The sequence below is a fragment of the Spongiactinospora sp. 9N601 genome (genome assembly GCF_044326295.1).
Taxonomy (GTDB): domain Bacteria; phylum Actinomycetota; class Actinomycetes; order Streptosporangiales; family Streptosporangiaceae; genus Spongiactinospora; species Spongiactinospora gelatinilytica.
The window spans coordinates 41,738-66,611 of sequence record NZ_JBIRBB010000008.1; the positions used below are offsets into that span (position 1 = coordinate 41,738).

Consider the following 24,874-nt stretch of genomic DNA (forward strand, 5'->3'; position numbering starts at 1 on the left):
CTATGCCGACTCGTTACTTAGGCTTACCTAATTTCTGTGTACTTTGTACGCATGACTCGTTCTCCGAAGGCCGGACCGACCCTGGTCATCGTCTGCCTTGCCGCGGTCCTGCTCACCCTGGACATCACGATTGTCAACGTCGCCCTACCCGAGATCGCCGCGGAGCTGTCGGCCGGCTTGGACGGGCTGCAATGGGCCATCAACGGCTACACGCTCGCCTTCGCAGCCCTGCTCCTCACCGCCGGATCAGTCTCCGACCGCGTCGGCCGCCGTGCCATCTTCATCACGGGGGTCATCGTCTTCACCGCCGCCTCCGCGGCCTGCGGCACGGCCTGGCATCCGGCTGCCCTGGTCGCCTTTCGCATCGTGCAGGGGATGGGCGGCGCCATGATCATGGGCACCGCGATGGCCCTGATCGCCGGCGCCTACCCGGCCGGGCGCGCCCGGCAGAGCGCCATCGGCGCCTTTTCCGCCGCGGGCGGGGCCGCCGCCGGGCTCGGGCCGTTGGTAGGCGGCCTGCTGGTGGACACACTCGGCTGGCGCTGGATCTTCTGGATCAACGTGCCCGTGGGCCTGCTCGTACTGGCCGGGGCGCTGCTGCGGCTGCACGAGCCGGCCAGGCGGTCCGCCGCGGGCCGGATCGACATCCTCGGTGCCGTGCTGGCCATCGCCATGCTCTTCACACTCAACTACGCCCTGATCGCCGCTCCCGGCCAGGGATGGGGTTCGGCCCAGACGTTGACCATGCTCGTCGCCGGACTGGTACTGGCCGCCCTGTTCGCCGTGGTCCAGGTGCGCCGTTCCTACGCTGTGCTCGACGTCGGACTGTTCCGTATCCCCACGTTCATCGGCGTGATGCTGCTGACATTTCTGGCCAGGATCTGCAGCTTCGGCATCCTGCCGTACCTGATTTTGTGGTTGCAGGGGATGCTCGGCCACTCGCCACTGGAGACCGGGCTGCGACTGCTGGCCATGACCCTGCCCATCCTCCTCATCGCTCCGCTGGCCGGGCGGCTGGGGCAGAGGCTTCCCGCCTCCGGGCTGCTGGCGGCGGGGTTCGCATCGATAATGGTCGCCTTCCTGTTGATGGCCCGGGTAGGGCCGGACGGCGACTGGACCGTGGCGCTGCCGGGCCTCGTGCTACTCGGTGTCGGCGGAGCGCTGGCGTTCCCGCCGCTGATGGGCGTCGCGCTCGATGTCGTCCCGCAGGAAAAGGCCGGCATGGCCTCGGGGCTGTCCAACACCTTCTTCCCCCTCGGTACGGCCACCGGGGTGGCGGCCTTCGGCGCGATCTTCACCGCGCGGATCAGCGCCGAGCTGCCCGCTCAAGCCGGGCAACTGGCCGGCGGCCGGTTCGACCAGGTGAGCGGGCCCGCTCTGGAGACGGCGAGAAACGTCTTCACCGGGGCGCTCTCCACCACCTGCCTGGTGGCGTCCGCCGCCGGACTGGCCGGTGTGGCGATCTCGCTGCTGCTCATTCGCGCCCGGGATCTGGAGCCTGCGCGGGTGGCCGCATGACGCGGAGCGCTGAGGATTAGGGCAGGGGGCCTTGTTCTATGGGCCTTATCCCGCTTCTTTGATTAGAGCCTTACCTAAATAAGATCACGCTTGTCGTGCCACTACGGTGCACCTTCGAGGAAGGAGTCGTCCTTGGCGTGCAGTGAATCGCGTTTCAGGTGGTGACAGCCGCACAGGCCGCCCTCTTAGTCATCGCCCTCGCCACGCTCGCGGCATGCGGCGGTGGCCAGGGCTCGACCTCGGCCGAGGCGCCCGCGCCGCAACCGGGTACGGGTGCGTTTCCCGTGACCATCGAGCACTCCGGGGGCAGGACACGCATCGACAAGGCTTCGCCCGCGTGGTCGCCCTGAGTTCCGGCTGGGTGGACGCGACGTTGGAACTCGGCGTGGTACCCGTGGCGGCCAACCGGTGGAGCAGCACCGACGCCCCCTTCGCCCCCTGGAACGCGGACGTACTGAAGGAACCCACGACCACGCCCATCAACACGGTGGCGGACATCTCCGTGGAGGAGATCGCCAAACTCCGTCCCGACGTCATCTTCGGCTCCTATGCGGTCACCTCCAACAAGGGCCTGTACGCCGCGCTCAGCAAGATCGCCCCGACCATCGGCATCATCGGCAAGGACAACCAGGACGGCACCCTGGCAGGAGATCCTCCGTACCGTCGGCAAGGCCCTGGGCAAGGACGCCGCGGCCGAAGCCGCCGTCGCCAAGAGCGAGGCCCGGCTTTCGGGGGTGGCCGCCGAGTATCCCGGCCTTGGGGGCAAGACGGTGCAGTATGTGGTCCTGCGCCAGCCTGGCACCGTCATGGCGGGGGCCAGGCCCAATGACCATCTGGTGAAGTTCTTCCAGAGCATGGGGCTCCAGCCCGCCCCCGGGCTGCTGGCGCTGGCCGGGGGAGAGGGCGGTCGTGGTGGGCGCCACGGGCGCGGGCAAGTCCACACTGGCCAAGATCATGGCGGGGTTGTACGCCCACGGTCGCGGCCAGGTCCGCCACGATGGCGCCGACCTGGCCACGCTCGCCCCCGCCGAGCTGCGGCGGCGGGTTGTGCTCATCCCGCAGGACGTGCAGACCATGCGCGGCACGATCGCCGGCAACATCACGTTCGGCTCGCCCACGGACAGAGTCGCCGTGCTGGACGTGGTGTCCCTGCTCGGCCTGGAGGACTGGCTGAACGGCCTGCCCGATGGCCTGGGCACGCCCACGGGCGCGAGGGGCGCCCTGCTGTCGGCCGGGGAACGGCAGCTCATCGCCCTCATCCGGGCGGCGCTGCTCGATCCGGCCGTCCTCATTCTCGACGAGGCCACCGCCGGCGTGGACCCTGCGACCACCGCCCTCATCGAGAGCGCGCTCGAACGGCAGGCGAGCGATCGCATCCTCATCGTGATCGCCCACCGCCGAGCCACCATCGACCGCTTCACCCGGCGCGTCCGGCTGAGCCAGGGCCGGGCCGAACGGCACCCGATACGCGAGGAGTCGACATGAGTAGCGGCTTGTTCATGGCAGAGGTCGTGCGGATCAGCCGGGTGACCCCATTGATGATCAGAATCACGCTCGGCGGGGAAGGGCCGCACGGCTACCCGGCCGGCGGGGTCGCCGACGAGTACTTCAAGATCTTCTTTCCCGTGGAGGGACAGTCCGTGCCGGTGCCGCCCGAGGTCATGGACGGCCGCTGGGTCTACCCTGAGGGTGCCACGGAACCGGTGATGCGCAGCTACACCGTGCGCAGGTTCGATCCCGCGGCTGGCGAAGGAGGCACCGGCAGGGCGCGTACAGCCTCGCGTCCGGTGCCGTCGGCCGTCCCGCACGGCCTCAGAGCAGCCGTGTACGCATGGTCGTACACGGCGCGACCGGCAGGTCTTCGGACTCGCGGGCACACTCTTCGCGCCTACTGGCCCTCGCTTCCCACGCCCCAAGGATCTGCCGGCTTGCCTGGCCTTTGGGCTGCGAGCGGACGAGAACGCCAAAGCGCTCCACCCGTCGTGTCACGCTTTCCACATAGCGGTTTCGCAGTGTGGTGATGACCTGGGCGATCTCTCCTTCGGCGCCTTCCGGGTGCCCTTGTCTCCATCTGGCCGAGGCGAGGTCGAGCCGGGCGTGGCACAGCTTGCCGGTGCGGGCCTTGCCCGATGGCGCCTCGAGGTAACGGCGGATGGATTCCACGGCCGCTTCATGTGCCCATGTCAGCCGCTGCGGGCTACCGATCAGAAGATGAGAGCCGGCCTTCCAGTAGAGCTGCTTGGCCATCGGGAAATCGAAGAGGCCTTCCGGATTGTCGACAGGTGAGTCGATCTGGACGACACGCTCTCGTTGCTGATCTGTCCGGGCGAGTGCATCGTCGGCTTCCCGGGCATGCCCGAGCATCGCCAGAGCGCGAGCATGGACGGCGTGGGTGTACACGGCTGCGGTACCGCCTTCTGCTGACCAGTCGAGTACTGGCTGGACGAAGGCGACCGATTGATCAGGATGCCCATCCCAGAAAGCGATCAGCGCCTGCAACCCAGAAACCCAGATTCGTAGCCCTCTATGTTCGCTCAGATCGCCGAACTGCATCGCGGTGCGTGCGTGCCTGTACGCGGGCTGGACCTCGCCGAGATCGAAGGTCGCGTTGGCCAGCATGGCACAGCCACCCTGTGATCAGATAAAGGTCGCGGGTGTGGGACGGACGACGGGACTTCTTCGCCAGCGCGAAAGCGTGGTCCCGTAGGCCCGCGGCCTTCAAAAGCGAATCCATGGGAGGTGTGTAGGGGTAAGCGAGTGCGAGTTCACGCAGGTCTTTGCTGATTTCTTCTACCGTGAAAGGGCCGAAGGGAGTGCTGTCCACGTCTTCCCCAAGCCGAGCCGACTCGTACGCCAACATGGCCACGATAGCGGGCACATCCATGGCGCTGATAGGCCGTATCGGTGGTTCCTTCGCCGTCGAGTCGGTGTCTACCGAATCAGGAGCGAGGCCATGTGTGGCTGCTGTTAGGGGGCTCACCTGAGTGTTGGGCGCGGGTGTCGCTATCTTGTCTGGCTTCTCTCCTACGTCGGGCTCGGCGATCCGGCCGCCGCCCCTGGGGCGAGGCCGAGAGCCGTCCGTGCGCCGTCAGGCATCTCCAGGCCGTCCGCGATGCGCTCGAAGACCTCAAGTGTCTCGACTCGCGCGAAGCCATTTGCGATCTTACTGATCGCACTCTGGCTGTGGCCGGTGGCTGCGCCGATAGCCGTTTGGATCAGCCCGGCATATCGGCGTAGTAGTTGGAATAGCCGACCGATGTCACGGGATTTCAGTGCAGCATATGTGTCTGGGTGCTGTCAGACGTGATCAGGAACTTCGATTCCACCATGTTCCATAACATGTGCCCCTTCCTTCCGTGATGCCCTACTTGTGGCTCGTGGCCATGTGGACGCCACGTCGAAGTATATGGCGGCTACATATGGCTGCGGTCTGGAATATTCCTTTCGGATCGCCCATCATTCCCGGGTAGTGATTTTCCTCGTTGGAATCCGGAGTGTCACAAGGAGATCCTTCCCGGAAAACCGCAATCCCGGTGAATCCTGACAATGTGGTTGATGCCACCAAGCCGAATCTCTGCCTGCTCAGCGGTAGGGGCGTCTGATGGACACGTACATGCTCGCCTACCCCATGCGTCGGCCGTCGCGCACGGCCAATCCCGAGCAGGAAGAGACCGCCCGCCGGCTCGCCATCGCGCTCAAGGCGCGAGATATCCCTGCGGACATCCGTTACGAGACGGGCACGGTGCAGGTGTCGTTGTGCCCCGGACTGGTCGCGCTCGTTCAGGGCGATGGAATCTGGTGGCACAGCCCTCGGCTACTGCGGCCAGGTATCCCGCTGTACGTCCATCGCGGCACGGTGGCTGGGGCAGCCGAGGCGCTGGCCGGTGACTACGCGCTGCTGAACCCGGCCTCCGAGGCCATCGCGGAGGCGTGGCATGACGCTTGCGTTTAGTGTTTCTGTCCTCGGCTCTTCGGCCTCTCCTCTGCTCGTGGTCTGGGAGGTCGAGGCCGGCGACTACAGCCTCGGGGCGTTACCGACAGCCTCGCCTTGCAGGGCCCGAGGCCGGATGCGATACACGCGACTGTCGTTCATCAAGGTCGGCTACCTGTACGGGCCGACCATGGTCACCGCACACCGTAAGGACGGCGTCACCGTGCTCGTGTCCGGGGATGCCTGGGAGAGCATTCCATGATCGGGCGCGGCGGCGTGGCGCGGGCATGGGCGCCGCCGTGCCGTACGGCGGGCCGCCGGGGGCCCGCCCGGCGCGGGCAGTGACGAGCAGGCCTCTCTGCCCGCGCCACCCACCCCACCCTGAGACGCACGGCGGCCATCCACACCTTCCCAGGCCGCACCGCGCCGGGCGGGCGGGCGGCGTGCCCCGCAACGCAGCCCGCCCGCGCACTTCGCCCAGCTTGCAGGGATGTATGGCATACCTGAGTCCAACGTCACCCTCCCGCCGCATGGCCGGCCCTGCGGTGCGCCCCCCTGTAGTTCGGTGAGCGTTCGCCGATCTCGGGCGCGCCGCCTCAGCCGCAGTTGCCGTTGCAGCAGTAGCGCCACAGCGTGCCGCATCCGCTGGCGGTGCAGGTGCAGTAGCAGGAGGAGCAGTTCGCGCAGCCCCGGCAGGTGCTGCCGGTGGCGCACCAGTCGTCCAGGGTGGAGCAGCCGCAGGTGGCCGCCTCCGGTGGGCCGACCGGATCGGCCGGGCCCAGGGTGGCCAGCAGCGCCCGGGCCTCGTCCCTGCCGAACGCCTCGGTGGCGGCCTGCCGGAGCGCTGCGAGCCGGGCGTCCAGGGCGGGGTCCTCCCCGGCGGCGAAGACGGACTCCTGCGCGGCAGCGCTCATCGCATCCTCCAGTACGGCGCTTTGAGCGGCCGTCGGCGCCGGGTGCGCGGCGCGGTATTCGCGTAGGTGCGCCACCCAAAGGCGGCTGCGCTCGGCCGGGCCCAGTTCGTGGTAAACGGCCCGGCGGCGGGCCAGGTCGTGGCCGATGAAATCGGGGTACTCCCGGGGGAGACGGCCATTGTTCGCCCGCACCCATTCGGCCGCCCCGGCGGTTTCTGCGTGGGCGGGGGAGACCTTTCCGAAGACGAACAGCGCCGCCGCGCCCAGGCCGGTCAGGCGGAAGAACCGCCCTCTGCTCATGGCGCCGGCATCCGGCCGGCCGGCCGGCCCCGGGACGCCTTTGCGGAGGGCGCCCAGCGCTTTCAGAAAACGCAGTGTGGAGCGCGGCCCCAGCCGAAGGGCCAGCCGCAGCGCCATGGCGGGGCCCGTCCACGCGTGGACGGAGTCCGGGCGCACCCTGATCAGTGTTGGCGCGTCGGGGGCGGCGGCGCCGCGGGCCCGGGCCCGCCATCCGGCCACGTCGGGATGGCTCAGCGGCAGCACATGGACGCGGTGATCGCTGCTGTGCGCGATCTGGTCCGCCACTGAGCGGCACTGCCGGCAGGAGGCGTCGAACGCCATGACCCAATGCGTGTCCGGAGAACGCAAGACTGTCCTTTCCGAACGTCGGTTGTCGGCGGGCGGGACCTCCGTACGGCCGTGCGGGCATTCGCCCGCGGGCACGTGAATTCGGGCACGATGACATGGGTTGTCATAGCGTGCGTCTTGTGCCATTCGGAGTCCCTTTTGGTGGCTCTGTGATCGATTGATGATGCAACGGATGATCTGACGAGTCCAGTCCGAATTTAATGTGATCCACATCACAGTCGGCAGGGTGAAAGGAAAGTGGCGCTCCGTGATTTCCTGACCGCCGCCACCGTTTTCGGGTGGGCGGGTCCGGACAATTTCGCCGCTCCTTTTTCTATGGCGTTCTGCCGGCGATATGCTCGCCCCCGAATCGAATCGGGCCTGTCGTTATCGCCCGGGCGTTCTGCGGTGACCCGCCGCGATGAGATCCACGATCGGTGAACCTCGGCGCCGGTGGCCCGCTACATACCTGCGATGGACGGAAGAGCCGAGAAGATGCCGGGGTGGGCCGGGCGGATCGACCACCGGCCGCGGGTGCGGACGGCGCTGGTCCACGCCTCCGACGGGCAGTCCGCGCGGGCCGCGCACGCCCGCCGCGACGACCGTGCCGCCGCGAGTGACATCCGCGTGCTGGCCAGGATCGCCGACGGCGACGCCCGGGCACTGGCCGACCTTTACGAGCGGTATTCCGGCCCGCTGTTCGCCTTCCTGTATCGGCTCTGCGGCGACCGCGGAACGGCCGAGGAGATCCTCCAGGACACCGTGATGGCCGTGTGGCTCTCGGCGGCGAGCTACCGGCAGCGCTCCAGCGTCAGCACCTGGCTGTTCGGGGTGGCGCGCAGGCAGGCGCACAACCGGCTGCGCGGCATGCCGCCGCCGATCGCGGCCGAGCCGAGGGAGGGACCGGACCCGCTGCCCGGCCCGGAGGAACTGGCCGTCGGCGGCGACCAGGTGCAGTCCGCGCTGGCCCGGCTCCCGCTGCCGCATCGCGAGGTCGTCGTGTTGCTGCTGGTCCATGACCTGAGCCAGCGGGAGATCGCCGAAGTGCTGGGGATTCCGGTCGGCACCGTCAAAAGCCGCCTGCATCATGCCCGCGCGATCCTGAGGGGGCCCGCGTGAACGACTGGCCCGAGCTCGCGGGCATCCGCGACGGCATCCCGCAGCCGCCGGCGGCCTCCGACATGGTCCGCGCCGTCCTGCTGGCCTCGGCGCTGGCCCGCGGGTACGACGGCGACCCCGGCGAGCGGGCACCCGAATGCGGCGAGGTCCCGCCCGGCGCGCGGCCCTGCGCCGGCGAAAGGACCGGCGAACCGGCCGGTGAACGGATCGGCGGCACGATCGGCGAACGGATCGGCGACGGCTCGCGGGACCGGCCGCGCCGCGAGGGCCCCGCGCTGCGGCGGGCCTGGCGGCTGCTGGTCATGGAGGCCCGGCTGCTGTCCACCGCCGTCCTGCTGTCCTCCTTCCTGGTCGTGGCCGGGTGCGTGGCGGTCGCGCTGGTCAGGGTCGAGCTCACCGAGCTGCTACTCGGGCTGGCCGTGCCCCTGGTCACCGGGTTCGGTGTCGCCGGGCTGCACAGCCCGGACCGCGACCCGGCGTTCGAGCTGGTCAGGGCCACCCCCACGTCGCCACGGGTGATCCTTCTGGCCAGGGTGACCTGCCTGTTCGGCTTCGATCTGGCGGTGGCGCTGCTCGGCTCGGCGCTGCTGACCCTCATGGGCGCGGCGCCGCAGGGCCTGTGCGGCCTGGTCCTGGCCTGGCTCGGCCCGGCCGCGCTGCTGGCCGCGCTCAGCCTGCTGCTTTCGGTGTGGTGGCGGGCCGACGGCGCGATCGCGGTCGCCCTGGTGGTGTGGAGCCTGCCGATGCTCGCCCGCACCGGGCTTCCGGTACCGCCCGTCTTCGGGCGGGTGTGGGAGAACGTGCCGGTCACCTTGGGGCTGGCGGCGCTGTTCGCGGCGACCGCCGTGCTGCTGACCGGCAGGATCGAGCCGCTGCGCGTCCCCGGCGCCACGCGGTCGTCGTGAGGCCGATCGCGCTGTGGGCGCACGAGGCCCGGCGGGCCGGGCTGCCGGCGCTGCTCGGCCCGCTCGTACTGGTCGCCGCCATGCTGCTGCTGGCCGCCTTCGGCACGCGGATCGGCGCGGCGCAGGAGAACACCCGGTGGTTCCTGATGGGCGCGGCCGAGATGGGCCTGCCGCTGCTGACCGGGATCGCGGCGGCCACGCTGACCGGCCGCGACCGCGCCGCCGAACTACGGCTGACCTGCCCCTCGGCCTACCGCGTCGCCGTGGCGCGGCGCGTCGCGGTGGTGATGTGCTGGGCGGCGGTGTGCGCCGCCGGCTGCTCGGTGCTGCTGATGGCGACCGGCTGGTGGGACCCCGCGTTCACCGGCCCGGACGGGCAACTGGTGTGGCTGGCCCCGGCGGTGTGGACCACCGCCCTGGGGGCCTGCACCGCCGCGATGTTGCGCAGCGTCCCCGCCGCAACCACGCTGGTCGGCTTCCTGTGGACGTTCCAGCAGGTCTTCGCCGAGTTCCTGGTGGAGGATCGGGTGCTGCGGCATGTGTTCCTGTTCGCCACGACACGCGGGCCCGTCCCGGACTGGCCGGCCAACCGGCTGACGCTGCTGGCCACCGCGCTGCCGATGGGCCTGGCGGCCTGGGTACTGCTGGGCAGGCCCGAGCGGATCTTGCGAGGCGCCGCGGAATGACCGCCACGATGCGTTACGAATACCTGATGCAGGTCCGCCGCCCCACCTTGTGGCTGGTGTATCTGCTGGTCTTCGCGGTGACCGCCGCCACGCTGCCGTTCTGGTCGCTGGACCTGGGCGGGCGCGACCCCGGCGACCCGAGATCGGCGATGCTGAACGCGGCCGACATCCTCATCGCCGTGCTGCCCATGGTCTACGGCTGCATGATCGCCGACCGGCCGGGGCGGGACCGGGCGCTCGGCGTGGACGGGGTGCTGAACGCGATCCCGGCGGGGCGCACCGGGCGGCTGCTCGGCAAGTACCTCGGGGTGTGCGCCGCGACGGCCACGCCGTTCCTGGCGATCTTCCTGGGCCGTGCGGCGGGCTACGCCGTCATCGAGGGCGAGGCCGCCGCGCTCGGCTGGTCGCTGGTGGTCTTCCTGAGCGTCATCGCCCCCGGGCTGGCCTTCCTCGGGGCGCTCGCCTTCGCCGGGCCGCTGCTGGTCGCGCCGCTGCTGTTCCGGGTGCTGTTCGTGGCCTACTGGTTCTGGGGCAACCTCATCCCGGTCACCATGATGCCCACGCTGTCGCACACGGTGCTGTCGGCCACCGGCGAGTACGCCGTCCACGGCTGGTTCGAGGGCGGCTTCGGCCCCCGGCCGGAGGCGGCGCTCGACGTGCTGCGGCCCGAGGCCACCCCGCTGTCGGCCGCGCTGTGGGTGGGCGTGATGATCGTCCTGGCCGCGGCCATGCTCGTCCTGGTCCGCCTGCACGCCATCCGGAGTGAATCCTGACATGCGCATCCAGATCTCCAAGCTGACCAAGGTCTACCGGGGCAAGGTCCGCGCCATCGACGGGGTCGACCTGGACGTCCCGGTCGGCATGTACGGGCTGCTCGGCTCCAACGGCGCGGGCAAGACCACGCTGATGCGCATCCTGGCCGGGCTGCTCAAGCCCACCTCCGGCCGCGTCGTGCTCGGCGGGCACGACATCACCACGCCCGCCGGGCGCGTCGCCGTGCAGCGGACGCTCGGCTACCTCCCGCAGGACCTCGGCGTCTACCCCGACCTGACGGCCCGCCGCTTCCTGGACTACATCGCCCTGCTCAAGGGGCTGGACGCGCGGTCGGCGCGGCGGCGCAGGATCGGCGAACTCCTGGAGGTGGTCGCGCTGGGCGAGCACGCCGACAGAAAGCTCCGCGGCTTTTCCGGCGGGATGCTGCGCCGGGTCGGCATCGCCCAGGCGCTGCTGGCCGACCCGCGCCTGCTGATCGTCGACGAACCCACCACCGGCCTGGACCCCGAAGAGCGCATCCGGTTTCGCACCATGCTGTCCCAGCTCGCCGGTGACCGCACCGTCCTGCTCAGCACCCACATCGTCGAGGACGTGGCGCAGACCTGCCGTGACCTGGCGGTCCTGGCCAAGGGGCGGCTGGTCTTCCAGGGCGCGACGGGCGAGCTGGTCTCCCAGGCGGCCGGGCGGGTGTGGAACCTCACCACCAGCGGCCCCGCCCCCGCCGAGGGCCGGATCGTCGCCGCGGTGCCGGAGGGGGCCGGTACCCGCTACCGGCTGATCGCCGCCGCCGCGCCGCACCCGCACGCCGAGCCGGTGAGCCCCACCCTCGAAGACGGCTACCTCGCGCTGATGGAGGTGGCCCCCTGCTGAGGTCGCCGGTGCCCGGCGCGGCACGGCGACATAGTGTTCGTTACGTGTGAGTACGCGACCGCCGTCTCCCTTAGGGAGGAAGCCATGCACGCTCCCGCCCGGATGCCCTTCGACCAGCCCGGCCCGCTGCTGCCCCCGCCGCTGCTGCGCGGTATGCAGGCCGAAGGCCCGATCCACGCCATCACCACCGCGACCGGGGACCCGGCGTGGCTGGTGACCGGCTACCCCCAGGTACGCGCCCTGCTGGACGACGACCGTCTCGGCCGGGCCCACCCCGACCCCGAGCACGCCTCGCGCATGGGGCGGTCGGTGATGTTCGGTGGCCCGCAGGGCGACGTCGACACCGAGCGGGCCGATCACGAGCGGATGCGCTCGCTGCTGCGGCCGCACTTCTCCCCCGGACGCCTGCGCGCCCTGCGCGGCCGGGTCGAATCCCTCACCGACGCCCTGCTGGACGATCTGGCCGCCGCCGGCCCGCCCGCCGACCTGCAGGCCGCGCTCGCGCTGCCGCTGCCGATCGCGGTCATCTGCGAACTGCTGGGCGTGCCCTACACCGACCGGCCCCGCTTCCGCGCCTGGACCCAGGCCGCCGCCGACACCCGCGACCCGGACCGCTCCCGGCAGGGACACGCCGACCTGATCGCCTACGGCAGGAAGCTGGTGGCGCGCAAACGCGCCGAGGGCGACCCCGACGCCGACGTGATCTCCCGGCTGGCCGCCACCGACGGCGTCGGCGAGCAGGAGGCCGCGGAACTCGCGATGATCCTGCTGTTCGCCGGGCACGAGACCACCGTGGCGGCGCTCGGTCTCGGCGTGCTGTGGCTGCTGGCCGGCCCCGGGCAGTGGGAGCGGCTGGTGGCCGACCCGGCGGTCATCGACAGCGCCGTGGAGGAGGTACTGCGCGCGGCGCGCCTGGGCGGCAACGGCGGCATCCCCCGCTACGCGCGCACCGACCTGGACATCGCCGGCGCGCACGTCCGGGCCGGAGACCTCGTCCTGCTGGACACCGGCGCGGCCAACCACGACGGATCGATCTTCGACGACGCCGACCGTTTCGACGTGCTCCGCGACGGCCCCGCCCACCTCACCTTCGGCCAGGGGGCGCGGTACTGCATCGGCGCCCCGCTGGCCCGTATGGAGCTCAAGGCGGCGTTCACCGGCCTTTCCGCCCGTTTCCCCGGCCTGCGCCTGGCCGCCGACCCGGCGGGGCTGCGGGTGGAGCAGCATGTGCTGACCCGACCGCTGAGCGCGCTGCCGGTCACCTGGTGATCGCCCGGCCGCCGCGGTTCACCGCCGCGGGGCCGTCCTGAAGGTGGCCAGCAGGGAGGTCAGCCCGTCGGTGAACATCGCCACGGTGATGGCCGTGGCCTTCTCATCGCGGGTCAGGGCACGGAACTCGGCGGCCCACTGGTCCACGACGGAGGACCTGCCGTTGGGGCCGGGGCCGATCAGCGCGGCCCGCGCGGCGGCCAGCCGTACCGCCAGGCGGGCCTCGCGCTCGGGGTCGCCACGTCCGAGCAGGTGTACCGCGCGGGTCGCGGCCAGCGGCCACATCGTCGTGGTCATGGCCGCGACCAGCGCCTGCGCCGCCTCCCGGCAGGCCGCCTCGGCCACCGACCGGCGCGCGGGCGGCGCCGGTGGTGGCGCTGGTGGCGGCTGGGCTCCGCGGTGGGCCGGAGGGCGGGCCCACAGCGGATAGGGACGCCCGGACAGCCGGTTGATCGTGATGAGCACGCCGGTCGTGGTGGTGACGGCCGCCATCAAGATCGCCAACTGGGCGGGGGTGTGCAGGAAGCCCAGCGCGATGATCAGGGTCGTCGCGCCGCCGGGCGGGTGGGACACGTTGCCGAGCAGCATCCCGGCCGAGGTGAGCGCGAGCGCGATGACGACCGCGGCCACCCGGTGCCCGTCGGTGCGAGACAGGTCCGGCCCGGCCTCGGTGAGGCCGGTCGCGACCAGCGCGAGGTATCCGGCGCTCGCGCTGATCAGGTGCCCGGCCAGGGTGTTGCGCGGGCTGGCGGCGGGCGTCGCGGAGGCGGTCAGGGCCAGGTACACGGTCGGCCCCAGCGAGGGGAACACGAACGGCTGGCCGCTGACCCACGCCACCACGGCCGGCACGGCGATGCACACCCCGGCCTGCAGGCAGGTCAGGAGCGCGATCCGGCCGCGGGACCCGGCGGCGCGGATCGCCGGAGCGAGGGTGCCCACGCCGTCACCGGGCGGGGGGCCGTCCGCCGGCCGCGCGCTGCGCGCCGCCGCGGTGCCGGTAGACGAGGTAGGGGCGGGTCAGGTAGCCCAGCGGGGCGGCGAAGGCGTGCACCAGCCGGCTGAACGGCCACAGCGCGAACAGGGCCATCGCCAGCAGGCCGTGTACCTGGAAGGTCAGCGGGGCGTGGGCCATGGCCGGTACGTCGGGCTGGAGCAGGAACAGGCTGCGAAACCACACCGACACGCCGAGGCGGTAGTCATAGGCGCCGCTGGACCCGGTCAGGGTCGTCCAGAGCCCGGCCAGCAGCACGGCGGCCAGCACCGGGTAGACCACCCGGTCGCTGCGGCTGGTGGAGCGGCGGACCGCCCGGGTGCGCAGCCGCCGCCACAGCAGCACGGCCAGCCCCGACACGCAGGCCGCCCCGGCCAGGCCGCCCACGACCAGGGCGTTGAGGCGGTAGAAGGACTCGGGGATGTGCATGCGCACGGTCAGCGATTCGGGGACCAGCAGCCCGACGGCGTGCCCGGCGATCACGAACAGCAGCCCGTAGTGGAACAGCGGGCCGCCCACGGCCAGCAGCCGGCTCTCGTGGACCTGGCTGGAGCGGGTGGTCAGGCCGAAGCGGTCGTGGCGGAAGCGCCAGACGGTACCCGCCGCGAACACGGCGAGGACCAGGTACGGCAGGACGCCCCACACCGCGATCTCCAGGTGTCTCATGCGCGGGCTCCTTGTGCGGTGGGGCCGGGTGCCGCCGAGAAGGGGGCCAGCCCGACGCTTTCGGCGGGCGGCCCGTCCTCGGCGATGGCCTGGGCGAGGCGGCGCTGCTCGGCGGTCGGTTCGCCGAGGGTCTCGGTGACCGCGAACACCACGTCGGCGTAGTCGCTGCGGTGGGCGCGAAGCGCCGAGCCCAGCAGGTCCAGTCCGGCGCGGTGCCGGTGCAGCAGGGCGGTGCCGGGCTGCGGGCAGCGCGCGGCGAACTCCAGCATCAGCGGCAGGAAGTCGGGCAGCTCGCGCTCCTCGGGCCGCCATCCGCAGGACCGGTACAGGGCCTTGATGCGGGCCAGCGACATGCCGCGGCGGCGGGTGTCGCCGTCGATGTAGTAGGTCATGTGCAGGGTGCGGCGGCGGGTGCGGTCGAAGGTGGCCACGTAGCGGGTGCCCAGCTCCAGCGGGGACGCCTGCGCCGTGGCGGCGCAGAAGCGGCGCAGCGCCGCCGCGGCCTCGCCGGGCAGCGGCGCCAGCGCCGCGGCGACCAGGTCGCGGGTGTCCTCCCAGCCCTCGCCCGGGTAGCACAGCAGCAGGGACGCGGCCTGGTGCACGGCCGGGCCCATCACGCCTGCTCCCCGGGCCGCGGCGGGAACAGCCCGGCGGGTGTGCCCTGGCCGTCCCAGTTGAGCAGGTTGACCCGGCCGCGCAGCCGTTCGTCGGATTCGCCGTGGAAGGCGGCCACCGACCCGGCGGGGGCGGCGTGCTCCAGCATGCCGGGCCCGCCGGGGACGTCCAGGCTGCACCCGCCGGGGTCGGCCGAGTGCCCGGTGCCGCCTCCGTAGGCGGTGGGGATGACGTAGCGCTCGTCGTACTTGGCCAGCGCCAGCAGCCGGTACATGTCCTCGATCTGGGCGGCGGTCATGCCGACGTCCCCGGCGGCGCGGGGGTCGGGCTCCTCGCCCAGGTTGAGCGCGCGCATGTGCGAGCGCATCGCGGCGAGCCGCAGCAGGGCCGCCTCGACCGGTACCGTGTCACCGGCGGTGAACAGCTCGGCCAGGTAGGACAGCGGGATGCGCAGCGAGCGGACGGCGCCGAACAGGTTGGCCGCGTCCTCGCCGTCGTGGCCGGTCCCGGTGAGGGCGTCCACCACCGGAGACAGCGGTGGCACGTACCAGACCATCGGCATGGTCCGAAACTCCGGATGCAGCGGCAGGGCGACGCGGTAGCGGGTGATCAGGGCGTAGACCGGGGACCGGCGGGCGGCCAGCACCCACTCGTGCGGGATGCCGGACGCCTCGGCGGCGGCGGCCACCTGCGGGTCGGCGGGGTCGAGGAAGCAGCCGAGCTGGGCCGGGTACAGGTCGCGCTCGTCGGGCACGGCGGCGGCCCGCCCCACCCGGTCGGCGTCGTAGAGCATCACCCCGAGGTAGCGCAGCCGCCCCACGCACGTCTCCGAGCACACGGTGGGCTCCCCGGCCTCGATCCGCGGGTAGCACATCGTGCATTTCTCGGCCTTGCCGGTCTGGTGGTTGAAGTACACCTTCTTGTAGGGGCAGCCGGTGACGCACATCCGCCAGCCGCGGCAGCGGTCCTGGTCCACCAGCACGATGCCGTCCTCGAACCGCTTGTACATCGCGCCGGACGGGCAGGCCGCCACGCACGAGGGGTTGAGGCAGTGCTCGCAGATCCGCGGCAGATAGAACATGAACGAGTTTTCGTAGTCGAGTTTGACGTCCTGCGAAACCTTGCGCAGCACCGGGTCGCCCGCCAGGTGCTCGGGGCCGCCGCCCAGGTCGTCGTCCCAGTTCGGGCCCCAGGTGATGGCGGTGGGGCGGCCGTCGATCAGCGAGCGCGGCGGCGCGGTGGGCACGTCGTCGCCGAGCGGGGCGCTGGTGAGGTTCTCATAGTCGTAGGTCCACGGCTGGTAGTAGTCGTCGATCAGCGGCAGGTCGGGGTTGGCGAACAGGCGGGCCAGCCGCCGCGCCCTGCCGCCCGCGCGGGGCACCAGCCGTCCGTTGCGCAGCCGCCAGCCGCCCTTCCAGCGGTCCTGGTCCTCATAGCCGCGCGGGTAGCCCTGGCCGGGGCGGGTCTCGACGTTGTTGAACCACACGTACTCGGTGCCCGCCCGGTTGGTCCAGGTCTGTTTGCAGGTGACCGAGCAGGTGTGGCAGCCGATGCACTTGTCGAGGTTCATGACCATCGCGATCTGCGCCATCACGCGCATCAGTAGGTCACCTCCTGGGAACGGCGGCGGATCACGGTCACGGCGTCACGCTGGTTGCCGGTGGGCCCGTAGTAGTTGGGGGCGAAGGAGAACTGGCCGTATCCGCCGATCAGGTGAGTGGGTTTGACCAGGAGCTTGGTGAGCGCGTTGTGCACCCCGCCGCGGCGGCCGGTGGCCTGGCTGCGCGGGACGTTCACCAGGCGCTCCTGCACGTGGTACATGAAGACCGTGCCCGGCGGCATCCGGTGGGAGACCACCGCGCGGGCCACCACGACGCCGTTGGCGTTGACCGCCTCGATCCAGTCGTTGTCGGCGACGCCGATGGCCGCGGCGTCGGTGACGCTCATCCAGATGACCGGCCCGCCCCTGGCCAGGGTCTGCATGAGCAGGTTCTCCTGGTACTCCGAATGGATCGACCACTTGGAGTGCGGGGTGAGGTACCGCACGGTCACCGCGCGGCCCTCGGCCTGCGGGCCGGGCGCCGCCTCGCCGAGCGCGGCCATGTCCAGCGGCGGCCGGTAGATCGGCAACTGCTCGCCGTACTCGGCCATCCAGTCGTGGTCGAGGTAGAAGTGCTGGCGGCCGGTGAGAGTGTGCCACGGCTTGGCGTGCTCGGTGTTGATCGTGAATGGCGCGTAGCGGCGGCCCGGGGTCTCCTTGCCCGACCACTCGAAGCTGGCCCCGGCCGGCACCGGCCGGTCCTGGGTGTCGGAGAAGACCACCCGGCGCTCGCTGACCGAGGCGCCGAGTTCGGTGAGCCCGGAGCCGGGGCCGCAGCGTTCGGCGAGCGCGGCGAACCCGGCCGCCGCGACCCGGCCGTTGGTGGTGCCCGACAGGGCCAGGATCGCCTCGCACAGCTTGACGTCGGTGTCCAGCAACGGGCGCCCGGCGACCGGATCGTCCACCGCCCGCCCGCACCGGCCGGCCAGCCACGTGGTCTCCGGCCCCGCCTTGACGGTGACGCCCTTGACCACCATCCCGGCCTCCGCCGGAAGCGGACCGAGCGTGCCCAGCCTGGCGGCGACCGCCGTGTAGTCGCGTTCCACGACGCGTACGGCGGGCAGGTTGCGCCCGGGCCTGGGGTCGTGCCCGTCGCGCCAGTCCGGGACCGTGCCGCCCGGTTGCGCCGTCTCCTCCGGCGTGTCGTGCTGCAGGGCGGTGGCCACCAGGTCGAAGGCGGTGTCCAGGCGGCCGGCGGCCAGCTCGGAAAAGCGCGCGGCCAGCCCGTGGAAGATCTCGAAGTCGGTCCTGGCCTGCCAGGGCGGGCTGATCGCGGGGGAGAAGGCGTGCACGAACGGGTGCAGGTCGGTACTGGACAGGTCGTGTTTTTCGTACCAGGTGGCGGCGGGCAGCACCAGGTCGGCGAACAGGGTGGTGGAGGTCATCCGGAAGTCCAGCGCCACCAGCAGGTCGAGCTTGCCGCGGGGGGCGTCCTTTCGCCAGGTGACATCGCGCGGCCGGGCGTCCGGCGGGGCCTCCTCGGCGCTCGCGTTGTCCTGGGCGCCGAGCAGGTGGCGCAGGAAGTACTCGTTGCCCTTGGCCGAGGAGCCGATCAGGTTGGCCCGCCAGACCGTCAGCACCCGCGGCCAGTTCTCCGGCGCGTCGGGGTCCTCGCAGGCGAAGCCGAGCCGCCCGGCGGCGACCTCGCCGGCCACCCAGTCCGCGGCGTCGCGTCCGCTTTCCCGTGCCCGGCGGCCGAGGTCGAGCGGGTTGGCGGAGAAGGTCGGGTAGGAGGGCATCCAGCCGAGCCGGGCCGACTGCGCCACCAGGTCCACGGTGTGCCGCCCGGCGAACAGGCCGCTCCCCGTCGCTCCGGCCAGGGCCTCGGCCCCGAAGGACTCATAGCGCCACTGGCCGGTGTGCAGGTACCAGTACGGGGTGCCGGCCATCTGCCGTGAGGGGCGCACCCAGTCGGCGGCCGTGGCGACCTGCTGCCACCCGGCCAGCGGGCGTACCTTCTCCTGCCCCACGTAGTGCGCCCAGCCGCCGCCGTTGACGCCCTGGCAGCCGGTCAGCAGCAGCAGCGACAGGAACGACCGGTAGATGGTGTCGGAGTGGAACCAGTGGTTGGTGCCCGCCCCCATCACGATCATCGCCCGGCCGCCGGTCTTCTCCGCGGTGGTGGCGAACTCCCTGGCCAGGCGGGTCACCGTGGCGGCTGGCACGGAGGTGATCTGCTCCTGCCAGGCGGGGGTGCACGGCAGCGACGGGTCGTCGTAGCCGGTGGGCCATTGGCCGGGCAGGCCGGGGCGGGCCACGCCGTATTGGGCGAGCAGCAGGTCGAACACCGTGGTCACCGGCCGCCCGGCGATCCGGCGCACCGGGACGCCGCGGCGCACCACGCCGCCGGTGTCGAAACGCGGCATGACCACCTCGGCGTGCTCGCCGCCGTCGCGGTGCAGGGTGAGCAGCGGGTCGATGCCGTCCAGGGACAGGTTCCAGCGTCCGGCGCCCTCCGGGCTCCAGCGGTCGCCGAGCGTGCCGTTCGGGACGGCGGGCGCATCGGCGCGTGCGTCGATGAGCACCGGACGCCAGGCGGCGGCCTCGTCGGTCGTGCCGATGTCGAGGTCGGCGGCGGTGACGAACTTGCCGGCGGTGCAGGTGCCGTCCTCGCGCGGGGACAGCTCCACCAGGAACGGCAGGTCGGTGAAGCGCTTGACGTAGCCGGTGAAGTGGGGCACCGAGCGGCGCACGAAGAACTCCGTCAAGATCACGTGCCCCATGGCCATGGCCACCGCGCCGTCGGTGCCCGGATGCGGGTGCAGCCACTCGTCGGCGAACTTGCCCGCGTCGGAGTAGTCGGGCGAGACGACGACCACCTTCTGGCCGCGGTAGCGGGCCTCGGCCATCCAGTGGGCGTCGGGGGTGCGGGTGACCGGGACGTTGGAGCCCCACAGCATCAGGTAGGCCGCGTCCCACCAGTCGGCCGACTCCGGCACGTCGGTCTGGTCGCCGAACACTTGGGGGGAGGCGATCGGCAGGTCGGCGTACCAGTCGTAGAACGACAGCATCGGCGCGCCGATCAGTGACATGAACCTGGCGCCCACCGCGTGCGAGGCCATGGACATGGCAGGGATGGGGGAGAACCCGGCGATCCGGTCGGGCCCGTAGGTCTTGATGGTGTGGACGTGGGCGGCGGCGGCGATCTCCAGGGCCTCCTCCCACCCGATCCGCACCAGGCCGCCCTTGCCGCGGGCGCCCTGGTAGCGGGCGCGTTTGTCAGGGTCTGTGGTGATCTCGGCCCAGGCCGCCACGGGGTCGCCGAGCCGGGCCTTGGCCTCGCGGTACAGCTCGACCAGCACGCCCCTGGCGTGCGGGTAGCGGATCCGCGTGGGGGAGTAGGTGTACCAGGAGAACGCGGCCCCCCTCGGGCAGCCGCGCGGCTCGTACTCCGGCCGGTCCGGGCCGACGCTCGGATAGTCGGTCTGCTGGGTCTCCCAGGTGATCAGGCCGTCCTTGACGTAGACCTTCCAGGAGCACGATCCGGTGCAGTTGACCCCATGGGTGGAGCGCACCACCTTGTCATGGGCCCAGCGCTGCCGGTAGGGCGCGTCGTTGACGCTGTCGGTGTCGCCGTAAAGGGCCCGCAGGTCGGGCGTCGTCTCGCTGCGCCGTAGCAGCTTGCCCGCCTCCAGCAGCCGCTGCGCGGCGGCGTCGGCCGCCCGCTCGGCCAGCGCCCGGCTTCCATTCCCACGACCGAACATGTCGATGACCTTCCTGTGGCCCCCGATGGCCACGTGTCACGCGCGGCCACCGGGCCTGGCCTGGCCGGGCCGATGTCCGAAGTGAAGCTGATGTTGACATGTTGTGACGGCGCTCGTCGAAGAACGATTTCTACCATGCAACTGTTGACACAGGGAATCTGTTCACTGGCCGGGGCATTCATCTCAGCCCGAAATTCGGCTCCCGGATTTGCCGAAAAGCGCGCAGGTGGCGGCCCGGGTGGCCGTTCGCGCCGCCGTCGGTACGGCGAAAGGCCGATTTTCCGGCGCGAAATTCGGATGGCCCGTCATTCACTGATAATGCGGGCCATAATCGGAGTCATTCTGGTGTTCGGGATGAGCGGTGTGAATCAGGCGAACCGCTCGTCGTCCTGCCGGGACACCGCCTCGGTGAACTCCCGCAGGACGCGGGTGAGGTTGCGGCGTCCCTCCGGAGTCAGGTCGCGCAGTGCCAGGCCGATGCGCCGCCGCCGCGCCGAGCGCAGCCGTTCCAGCACGCGCAGTCCCCCGGCGGTCACCTCGATCCGGATCTCGCGCCTGCTGTGCGTGGCGGGGTAGCGGTTCAGCAGGCCGGAACCGGCCAGCCGGTCCACCATGCGCCCGGTCGCCGAGGGCGACATGCCGAGCTGGGCCGCCAGCCGGCTGAGGCTCAGCGGTCCGTGCCGGTCGGTCGCCAGCAGCAGCCGAAGCGCGGTCAGCGACAGATCCCCCATCTGCGCCACGGCGTCCAGCGTCACCTCCACCAGGACCAGGGACGCCTCTTCCACCATCCAGGCCGAGTCGTGTCCGGCGTCGTGCTCGGCGTCGTGCCCGCCGGACGGCACCGCGGTCACCCGCCTTCCCGGCGAGCAGGCCCGTTTCGTGAAGAACGATGGTCCGGCTTTGAACATTCGATGAATGCCTTCATGACTTCCTCGTGAAACTCTCGGGCCGGCCGGGCCGGGATTGCGGGCCGGGGCACGCCAGGATACGGCGCTCAAGGCGCCCGCCCAGGGGCGTCCGCGCCGCCCTTACCCTGCGTTGACGTTCCGGCGGCGGACGCGGCGGGGGTTTCAGCGCGGCGGGATCGCGTCCTCGCCTGTCAGGGCCCAGGCGGGCAACGGCTCGCAGCGCTCCAGCCACTCGGCGGGCGGCGCGCTGCGCGCCCCGAGGATGCCGCCGACGATCGCGCACGTGGTGTCGACGTCGCCGCCGGCCGTCGCGGTCGCCCAGAAGGCCCGCGCGTAGTCGTCGAGGTGGCGCGCGGCGGCCCACAGCGTGAACGGCACGGTGTCGCGGGCGGCGACCGTGTTGCCGTTGCCCAGGGCCCGGGCGGCGATCAGCGGGTCGCCGATGGTGAGCAGGGTGCGCGCCTGCGTGATGCCGTCGTGGAGTGCGCCCGGCGGCACGTGCTCCAAGACCCGGTCGATGAAGGGCCCCGGGCTGAGCGGGCCGTCTCCGGCGGCTATCGCGCCCGCCACGGCCACCGCGACCGCGCCGTCCACGGCCTCGGGATGGGTGTGGGTGACCTCGGCGGAGGCCCGGGCCTGCGCCGCGGCGATCAGCGGGTCGCCGGCGAACCACGCGCCGAGCGGGGCGACCCGCATGGCCGCGCCGTTGCCCCACGAGCCGCGGCCGTCGAACAGCCCGGCGGCCAGCTCGCGCCAGTCGCCGCCGTTTCGGACCAGGCGCAGCATCCGGCCGGTGGCCGGGCCGTAGCCACGGCCGAAGTCCTGGTGGGCGGCGAAGCGGGCGGCGAGCGTGTCCTGGTCGATGCCGCCGAGGTCGGCCAGGGTCCGGTAGATGGAGCAGGCCATCTCGGTGTCGTCGGTCCACTGCCAGGGCGCCGGGGGCAGGCTCTGGGTGAGCAGTGCCCCGCGGTTGTCAAGGACGAAGAACTGCGAGCCGAGCGCGTCGCCGAGGGCCAGGCCGTACAGGGAGGCCCGCGCGCGGGTCATGGGGTCGGTTGCCATCGGCGTCCATTGTGGCATCGATCACCCCGCCCCGCCCGGGGGCCGCGCCGCGCGTCCGCGGCCGTCAGCGCGGCGCGCCGAAGTCCTCCGGCCCGAAGATCCGCAGTACGTCGACCCGCCCCTCCCAGCCGGGCCACAGGTCGCGGTGCAGCGCCAGGAAACGTGACCCCCACTCGACCGCCTCGTCCTTGCCGGCGACCTGGTAGACGGCGTAGCCGGCCAGTTCGTCAACGTCGGGGAACGGGCCGTCGGCGACGCTCATGTGGCCGCCGGTGAGCTCGATCCTGGCGCCCTGCGCACTGGGGGCCAGCCCGCCGTTGTCGAGCAGCGCGCCGGATTTGGCGGCCTCCTCGCCCAGGGTGGCCTTGGCCCGCATCAGCTCGGCCGGCGGCGGGGTGTCCGGCTGGGCGGTGACGCGAAGGGTGATCATGTATCGCATAGCCCACTCTTTTACCGCATATCCGGGCGTGCCGGGCCCGGCTCAGCTATCCAGCGCGGAACGCACCCGGTCCTTGGCGGCCTGGGCCGCGCCGATCCGGTCCAGGCCGAGCAACGCGGCCCCGGCGATCGGCGGCACGTCCACCACCACGGTCTTGGCATGCGGCGCGCACCGCGCCAGCCCGGTCTCGATCAGGCCGGAAAGCAGCGGGTCGCGGGCGGTCAGCACGCCGCCGCCGAGCACCACCTCGGTGGGCGTGCCCAGCAGGTCCAGCCGCCGCATGGCCACCTCGGCGAGCACCACGACCTCCTGCGCCTGCCGTTCCACCAGCGACAGCGCGATCGCGTCGCCGTCGCGGGCGGCCAGCAGCAGCGGGCGGGCCAGTTCGGTGAGCCGGTCCGGCGGCAGGTCCCCGAAGTGCAGCGCGAGCGCCACGTCGGTGACGCTGGCCATGCCGAACCAGGTGCGGACCACCTCGGCCAGCACGGTCGCCGGGCCCCGGCCGTCCTCGGCCCGTACGGCGTGCCACAGGGTCTCCTCGCCCAGCCCGATCCCGCCGCCCCAGTCGCCGGTGAACTTGCCGAGCGCGGGGAACCTGGCCACCTCGCCGGTGGGGGACACGCCCACGGCGTTGACCCCCGCCCCGCAGGCCACCGCGACGCCCCACGGCCCCGAGGCCCCGGCGCGCAGCAGCGCGAAGGTGTCGTTGCCCACCACGACCTGCGGCGCCAGGCCGCGGTCCAGCATCTCCGCGCGCAGCGCCTCCTCCTCCACCGGAAGGTCGGCTCCGGCCAGGTAGGCGGCCACATGGTCGGCGTAGGGCGGCGGGCCGGGCAGCATCGCCGCCAGCGTGCGCCGTACCTGTTCCACCGCAGCCGCCACGCCGGTGCTCTGCGGCTGGAACCCCCCGCCCCGGCCCCGCGCGAGTACCGAGCCGTCCTCGCCGACCAGCGCCACGTCGGTCTTGCTGTTGCCGCCGTCGATGGCCAGCACGGTCCTCACGGCAGGCTCCCCCCGTCACCGGCCCACGGCAGATGATCGCGGCCGGCCTCGATGAGGCGTGCGGCCAGGTCGGCGGCCAGCGATGCCTGCCCGATCAGCGGATGGGCCAGCAGCGCGTCGGTCACCCGGTCCGCGCCGCCGCGCAGCGCCGCCTCGCGCGCCAGATCCTCATAGGCGGCCACGTGCGCGATCAGACCGGAAAGCAGCGGCGGGACCGGCTGCACCGGCACCGGGACGGCGCCCTGCGGCCCGACCTCCGCCGGTACCTCGATGACCGTCTCATCGGGCAGGAACGGCAGCGTGCCGGCGTTGCGGAGGTTGACCACCAGCCGCGCGGGAGCCTGGCCGAGCAGCGCGGCGATGAGATCCACGGCCGCCTCGGAGTAGAAGGCGCCGCCACGCCCGGCCAGCAGCTCGGGCTTGGTGTCGGCGGCCGGGTCGGCGTAGATCTCAAGGAGGCGGGATTCGATCTCGGCCACCGCGGCGGCCCGGGGAGGCGCCTCGCGCTGTTCGGCGACCACCGCATCGTGCTCGTAGAAGTAGCGCAGGTAGTAGGACGGCACCAGGCCCAGGCGGCGCAGCAACGCGGCGGGCAGTCCCACCGTGGCGGCGATCTCCTCGCCGTGCCGCTCCAGCAGGCCGGGAAGTTCCTCGCGGCCGTCCAGCAGCACCGACCGTTCCCAGGTCAGATGGTTGAGCCCGACATGGCCCAGGGAGATGCGGCCGGGGTCGGCGCCGAGCAGCGCGGCGAAGCGCCGCTGGAAGCCGATCGCCACGTTGCACAGGCCGATCGCGCGATGCCCGGCGTCCAGCAGCGCCCGGGTGACGATCCCGACGGGGTTGGTGAAATCGATGATCCAGGCGTCAGGGGCGGCCTTGGCGACGCGTTCGGCGATGTCCAAGACCACCGGGACGGTCCGCAGCGCCTTGGCCAGCCCGCCCGCGCCGGTGGTCTCCTGCCCCACGCAGCCGCAGGCCAGCGGCAGCGTCTCATCGACGTGCCTGGCGGCCTGCCCGCCGACGCGCAACTGGACCAGCACGGCCTGCGCGCCCGCCGCGCCCCGCGCCGGATCGGTGTCGGTGGTGATCCGCGCCGGGTGCCCCGCGCGGGCCAGCATCCGGGCGGACATGCCCGCCACCAGCGCGAGCCGGTGGGGATCGGGATCGATGAGGGCGATCTCGCCGATCGGCAGCGTCTCACGCAGCCGGGCGAACCCGTCGATCAGCTCCGGGGTGTACGTCGAGCCGCCCCCGATGACGGCCAGCTTCACCGG

Annotated in this window: 23 protein-coding genes and 2 pseudogenes; 12 read left to right on the forward strand and 13 right to left on the reverse strand. The window is 72.0% G+C overall.

Translation table 11 applies throughout. The features are described from left to right. The first annotated feature begins 51 nt into the window (after positions 1-51). From ACH34R_RS19980 to ACH34R_RS19995, 4 genes and pseudogenes are all read left to right on the forward strand, one after another. On the forward strand, positions 52-1,518 hold the full coding sequence (locus tag ACH34R_RS19980; protein ID WP_397562964.1) for an MFS transporter: 1,467 nt from the start codon (positions 52-54) through the stop codon (positions 1,516-1,518). A 337-nt stretch (positions 1,519-1,855) separates the two neighbouring features. Then, positions 1,856-2,347 carry an ABC transporter substrate-binding protein gene (locus ACH34R_RS19985; RefSeq protein ID WP_397562965.1) on the forward strand — a complete coding sequence of 164 codons (492 nt, stop codon included), beginning with the start codon at positions 1,856-1,858 and terminating at the stop codon, positions 2,345-2,347. Positions 2,348-2,421: 74 nt separating this feature from the next. Then, a pseudogene (locus ACH34R_RS19990) lies at positions 2,422-3,003 on the forward strand (ATP-binding cassette domain-containing protein); the annotation flags it as partial. Between the two features lie 14 nt (positions 3,004-3,017). Beyond that, positions 3,018-3,257: pseudogene (locus ACH34R_RS19995) on the forward strand (siderophore-interacting protein); the annotation flags it as partial. Between the two features lie 73 nt (positions 3,258-3,330). On the opposite strand, the gene ACH34R_RS20000 reads toward ACH34R_RS19995, so the two are convergent. After that, the gene (locus ACH34R_RS20000) at positions 3,331-4,137 is read right to left on the reverse strand and encodes a hypothetical protein (RefSeq protein WP_397563393.1); all 807 of its coding nucleotides are present in this window, start codon (positions 4,135-4,137) and stop codon (positions 3,331-3,333) included. 405 nt (positions 4,138-4,542) lie between these two features. After that, positions 4,543-4,791, reverse strand: a complete 249-nt coding sequence (locus tag ACH34R_RS20005; protein ID WP_397563377.1) for a helix-turn-helix domain-containing protein — start codon at positions 4,789-4,791, stop codon at positions 4,543-4,545. A gap of 328 nt (positions 4,792-5,119) precedes the next feature. Between ACH34R_RS20005 and ACH34R_RS20010 the strand changes: the two genes are divergently transcribed. Together ACH34R_RS20010 and ACH34R_RS20015 are read left to right on the forward strand one after the other, a co-directional pair. After that, the gene (locus ACH34R_RS20010) at positions 5,120-5,470 is read left to right on the forward strand and encodes a hypothetical protein (RefSeq protein ID WP_397562966.1); all 351 of its coding nucleotides are present in this window, start codon (positions 5,120-5,122) and stop codon (positions 5,468-5,470) included. Between the two features lie 115 nt (positions 5,471-5,585). Then, complete coding sequence (locus tag ACH34R_RS20015; RefSeq protein ID WP_397562967.1) at positions 5,586-5,711, forward strand: hypothetical protein; 126 nt, start codon at positions 5,586-5,588, stop codon at positions 5,709-5,711. 334 nt (positions 5,712-6,045) lie between these two features. On the opposite strand, the gene ACH34R_RS20020 is transcribed toward ACH34R_RS20015, so the two are convergent. Beyond that, entirely contained in the window at positions 6,046-6,984 is a 939-nt protein-coding gene (locus ACH34R_RS20020) for a bacteriocin fulvocin C-related protein (RefSeq protein WP_397562968.1), read from the reverse strand. A gap of 480 nt (positions 6,985-7,464) precedes the next feature. Here ACH34R_RS20020 and ACH34R_RS20025 point away from each other — a divergent pair, with 480 nt between their 5' ends. From ACH34R_RS20025 to ACH34R_RS20050, 6 genes are all read left to right on the forward strand, one after another. Next, on the forward strand, positions 7,465-8,109 hold the full coding sequence (locus ACH34R_RS20025) for an RNA polymerase sigma factor (protein WP_397562969.1): 645 nt from the start codon (positions 7,465-7,467) through the stop codon (positions 8,107-8,109). Continuing rightward, positions 8,106-9,014 carry a hypothetical protein gene (locus ACH34R_RS20030; RefSeq protein ID WP_397562970.1) on the forward strand — a complete coding sequence of 303 codons (909 nt, stop codon included), beginning with the start codon at positions 8,106-8,108 and terminating at the stop codon, positions 9,012-9,014. Before ACH34R_RS20025 ends, ACH34R_RS20030 begins: the two co-directional genes overlap by 4 nt. After that, on the forward strand, positions 9,011-9,700 hold the full coding sequence (locus tag ACH34R_RS20035) for a hypothetical protein (protein WP_397562971.1): 690 nt from the start codon (positions 9,011-9,013) through the stop codon (positions 9,698-9,700). Before ACH34R_RS20030 ends, ACH34R_RS20035 begins: the two co-directional genes overlap by 4 nt. Then, positions 9,697-10,473, forward strand: coding sequence for a hypothetical protein (locus ACH34R_RS20040; RefSeq protein WP_397562972.1), 777 nt, complete (start codon positions 9,697-9,699; stop codon positions 10,471-10,473). The genes ACH34R_RS20035 and ACH34R_RS20040 overlap by 4 nt, the downstream gene beginning before the upstream one ends. Position 10,474: 1 nt before the next feature. Next, entirely contained in the window at positions 10,475-11,344 is an 870-nt protein-coding gene (locus ACH34R_RS20045) for an ABC transporter ATP-binding protein (protein ID WP_397562973.1), read from the forward strand. A gap of 84 nt (positions 11,345-11,428) precedes the next feature. Next, complete coding sequence (locus ACH34R_RS20050) at positions 11,429-12,613, forward strand: cytochrome P450 (protein WP_397562974.1); 1,185 nt, start codon at positions 11,429-11,431, stop codon at positions 12,611-12,613. Between the two features lie 18 nt (positions 12,614-12,631). On the opposite strand, the gene ACH34R_RS20055 is transcribed toward ACH34R_RS20050, so the two are convergent. The 10 genes from ACH34R_RS20055 to ACH34R_RS20100 all read right to left on the reverse strand — a co-directional run bounded on the left by ACH34R_RS20055 (position 12,632) and on the right by ACH34R_RS20100 (position 24,871). After that, the gene (locus ACH34R_RS20055) at positions 12,632-13,552 is read right to left on the reverse strand and encodes an HPP family protein (protein WP_397562975.1); all 921 of its coding nucleotides are present in this window, start codon (positions 13,550-13,552) and stop codon (positions 12,632-12,634) included. Positions 13,553-13,556: 4 nt separating this feature from the next. Then, positions 13,557-14,270: a respiratory nitrate reductase subunit gamma gene (narI, locus tag ACH34R_RS20060; protein ID WP_397562976.1), complete on the reverse strand. Its 714-nt coding sequence runs from the start codon at positions 14,268-14,270 to the stop codon at positions 13,557-13,559. Next, positions 14,267-14,884: a nitrate reductase molybdenum cofactor assembly chaperone gene (narJ, locus tag ACH34R_RS20065; protein ID WP_397562977.1), complete on the reverse strand. Its 618-nt coding sequence runs from the start codon at positions 14,882-14,884 to the stop codon at positions 14,267-14,269. The genes narI and narJ overlap by 4 nt, the downstream gene beginning before the upstream one ends. Then, positions 14,884-16,485 carry a nitrate reductase subunit beta gene (narH, locus tag ACH34R_RS20070; RefSeq protein ID WP_397562978.1) on the reverse strand — a complete coding sequence of 534 codons (1,602 nt, stop codon included), beginning with the start codon at positions 16,483-16,485 and terminating at the stop codon, positions 14,884-14,886. Before narH ends, narJ begins: the two co-directional genes overlap by 1 nt. Continuing rightward, the gene (locus ACH34R_RS20075) at positions 16,485-20,189 is read right to left on the reverse strand and encodes a nitrate reductase subunit alpha (RefSeq protein WP_397562979.1); all 3,705 of its coding nucleotides are present in this window, start codon (positions 20,187-20,189) and stop codon (positions 16,485-16,487) included. Before ACH34R_RS20075 ends, narH begins: the two co-directional genes overlap by 1 nt. Before the next feature lie 368 nt (positions 20,190-20,557). Then, the gene (locus ACH34R_RS20080) at positions 20,558-21,040 is read right to left on the reverse strand and encodes a MarR family winged helix-turn-helix transcriptional regulator (RefSeq protein ID WP_397562980.1); all 483 of its coding nucleotides are present in this window, start codon (positions 21,038-21,040) and stop codon (positions 20,558-20,560) included. Between the two features lie 219 nt (positions 21,041-21,259). Continuing rightward, on the reverse strand, positions 21,260-22,159 hold the full coding sequence (locus ACH34R_RS20085; RefSeq protein ID WP_397562981.1) for an ADP-ribosylglycohydrolase family protein: 900 nt from the start codon (positions 22,157-22,159) through the stop codon (positions 21,260-21,262). A 64-nt stretch (positions 22,160-22,223) separates the two neighbouring features. Beyond that, a complete protein-coding gene (locus tag ACH34R_RS20090; protein ID WP_397562982.1) occupies positions 22,224-22,598 on the reverse strand; it encodes a YciI family protein in 375 nt (124 codons plus the stop codon). 42 nt (positions 22,599-22,640) lie between these two features. Further along, on the reverse strand, positions 22,641-23,600 hold the full coding sequence (locus ACH34R_RS20095; protein WP_397562983.1) for an N-acetylglucosamine kinase: 960 nt from the start codon (positions 23,598-23,600) through the stop codon (positions 22,641-22,643). Beyond that, a complete protein-coding gene (locus ACH34R_RS20100; RefSeq protein ID WP_397562984.1) occupies positions 23,597-24,871 on the reverse strand; it encodes a 6-phospho-beta-glucosidase in 1,275 nt (424 codons plus the stop codon). Before ACH34R_RS20100 ends, ACH34R_RS20095 begins: the two co-directional genes overlap by 4 nt. Positions 24,872-24,874: the final 3 nt, after the last annotated feature.

What these genes read in the sequence shown, in the direction of transcription:
- narI (WP_397562976.1), bottom strand. Translation starts at nt 14,270, where the DNA reads ATGAGACACCTGGAGATCGCGGTGTGGGGCGTCCTGCCGTACCTGGTC.
- ACH34R_RS20015 (WP_397562967.1), top strand. Translation starts at nt 5,586, where the DNA reads ATGCGATACACGCGACTGTCGTTCATCAAGGTCGGCTACCTGTACGGG.
- narH (WP_397562978.1), bottom strand. Translation starts at nt 16,485, where the DNA reads ATGCGCGTGATGGCGCAGATCGCGATGGTCATGAACCTCGACAAGTGC.
- ACH34R_RS20020 (WP_397562968.1), bottom strand. Translation starts at nt 6,984, where the DNA reads ATGGCGTTCGACGCCTCCTGCCGGCAGTGCCGCTCAGTGGCGGACCAG.
- ACH34R_RS19980 (WP_397562964.1), top strand. Translation starts at nt 52, where the DNA reads ATGACTCGTTCTCCGAAGGCCGGACCGACCCTGGTCATCGTCTGCCTT.
- narJ (WP_397562977.1), bottom strand. Translation starts at nt 14,884, where the DNA reads ATGGGCCCGGCCGTGCACCAGGCCGCGTCCCTGCTGCTGTGCTACCCG.
- ACH34R_RS20025 (WP_397562969.1), top strand. Translation starts at nt 7,465, where the DNA reads ATGGACGGAAGAGCCGAGAAGATGCCGGGGTGGGCCGGGCGGATCGAC.
- ACH34R_RS20045 (WP_397562973.1), top strand. Translation starts at nt 10,475, where the DNA reads ATGCGCATCCAGATCTCCAAGCTGACCAAGGTCTACCGGGGCAAGGTC.
- ACH34R_RS20090 (WP_397562982.1), bottom strand. Translation starts at nt 22,598, where the DNA reads ATGCGATACATGATCACCCTTCGCGTCACCGCCCAGCCGGACACCCCG.
- ACH34R_RS20075 (WP_397562979.1), bottom strand. Translation starts at nt 20,189, where the DNA reads ATGTTCGGTCGTGGGAATGGAAGCCGGGCGCTGGCCGAGCGGGCGGCC.
- ACH34R_RS20085 (WP_397562981.1), bottom strand. Translation starts at nt 22,159, where the DNA reads ATGGCAACCGACCCCATGACCCGCGCGCGGGCCTCCCTGTACGGCCTG.
- ACH34R_RS20040 (WP_397562972.1), top strand. Translation starts at nt 9,697, where the DNA reads ATGACCGCCACGATGCGTTACGAATACCTGATGCAGGTCCGCCGCCCC.
- ACH34R_RS20000 (WP_397563393.1), bottom strand. Translation starts at nt 4,137, where the DNA reads ATGCTGGCCAACGCGACCTTCGATCTCGGCGAGGTCCAGCCCGCGTAC.
- ACH34R_RS20010 (WP_397562966.1), top strand. Translation starts at nt 5,120, where the DNA reads ATGGACACGTACATGCTCGCCTACCCCATGCGTCGGCCGTCGCGCACG.
- ACH34R_RS20050 (WP_397562974.1), top strand. Translation starts at nt 11,429, where the DNA reads ATGCACGCTCCCGCCCGGATGCCCTTCGACCAGCCCGGCCCGCTGCTG.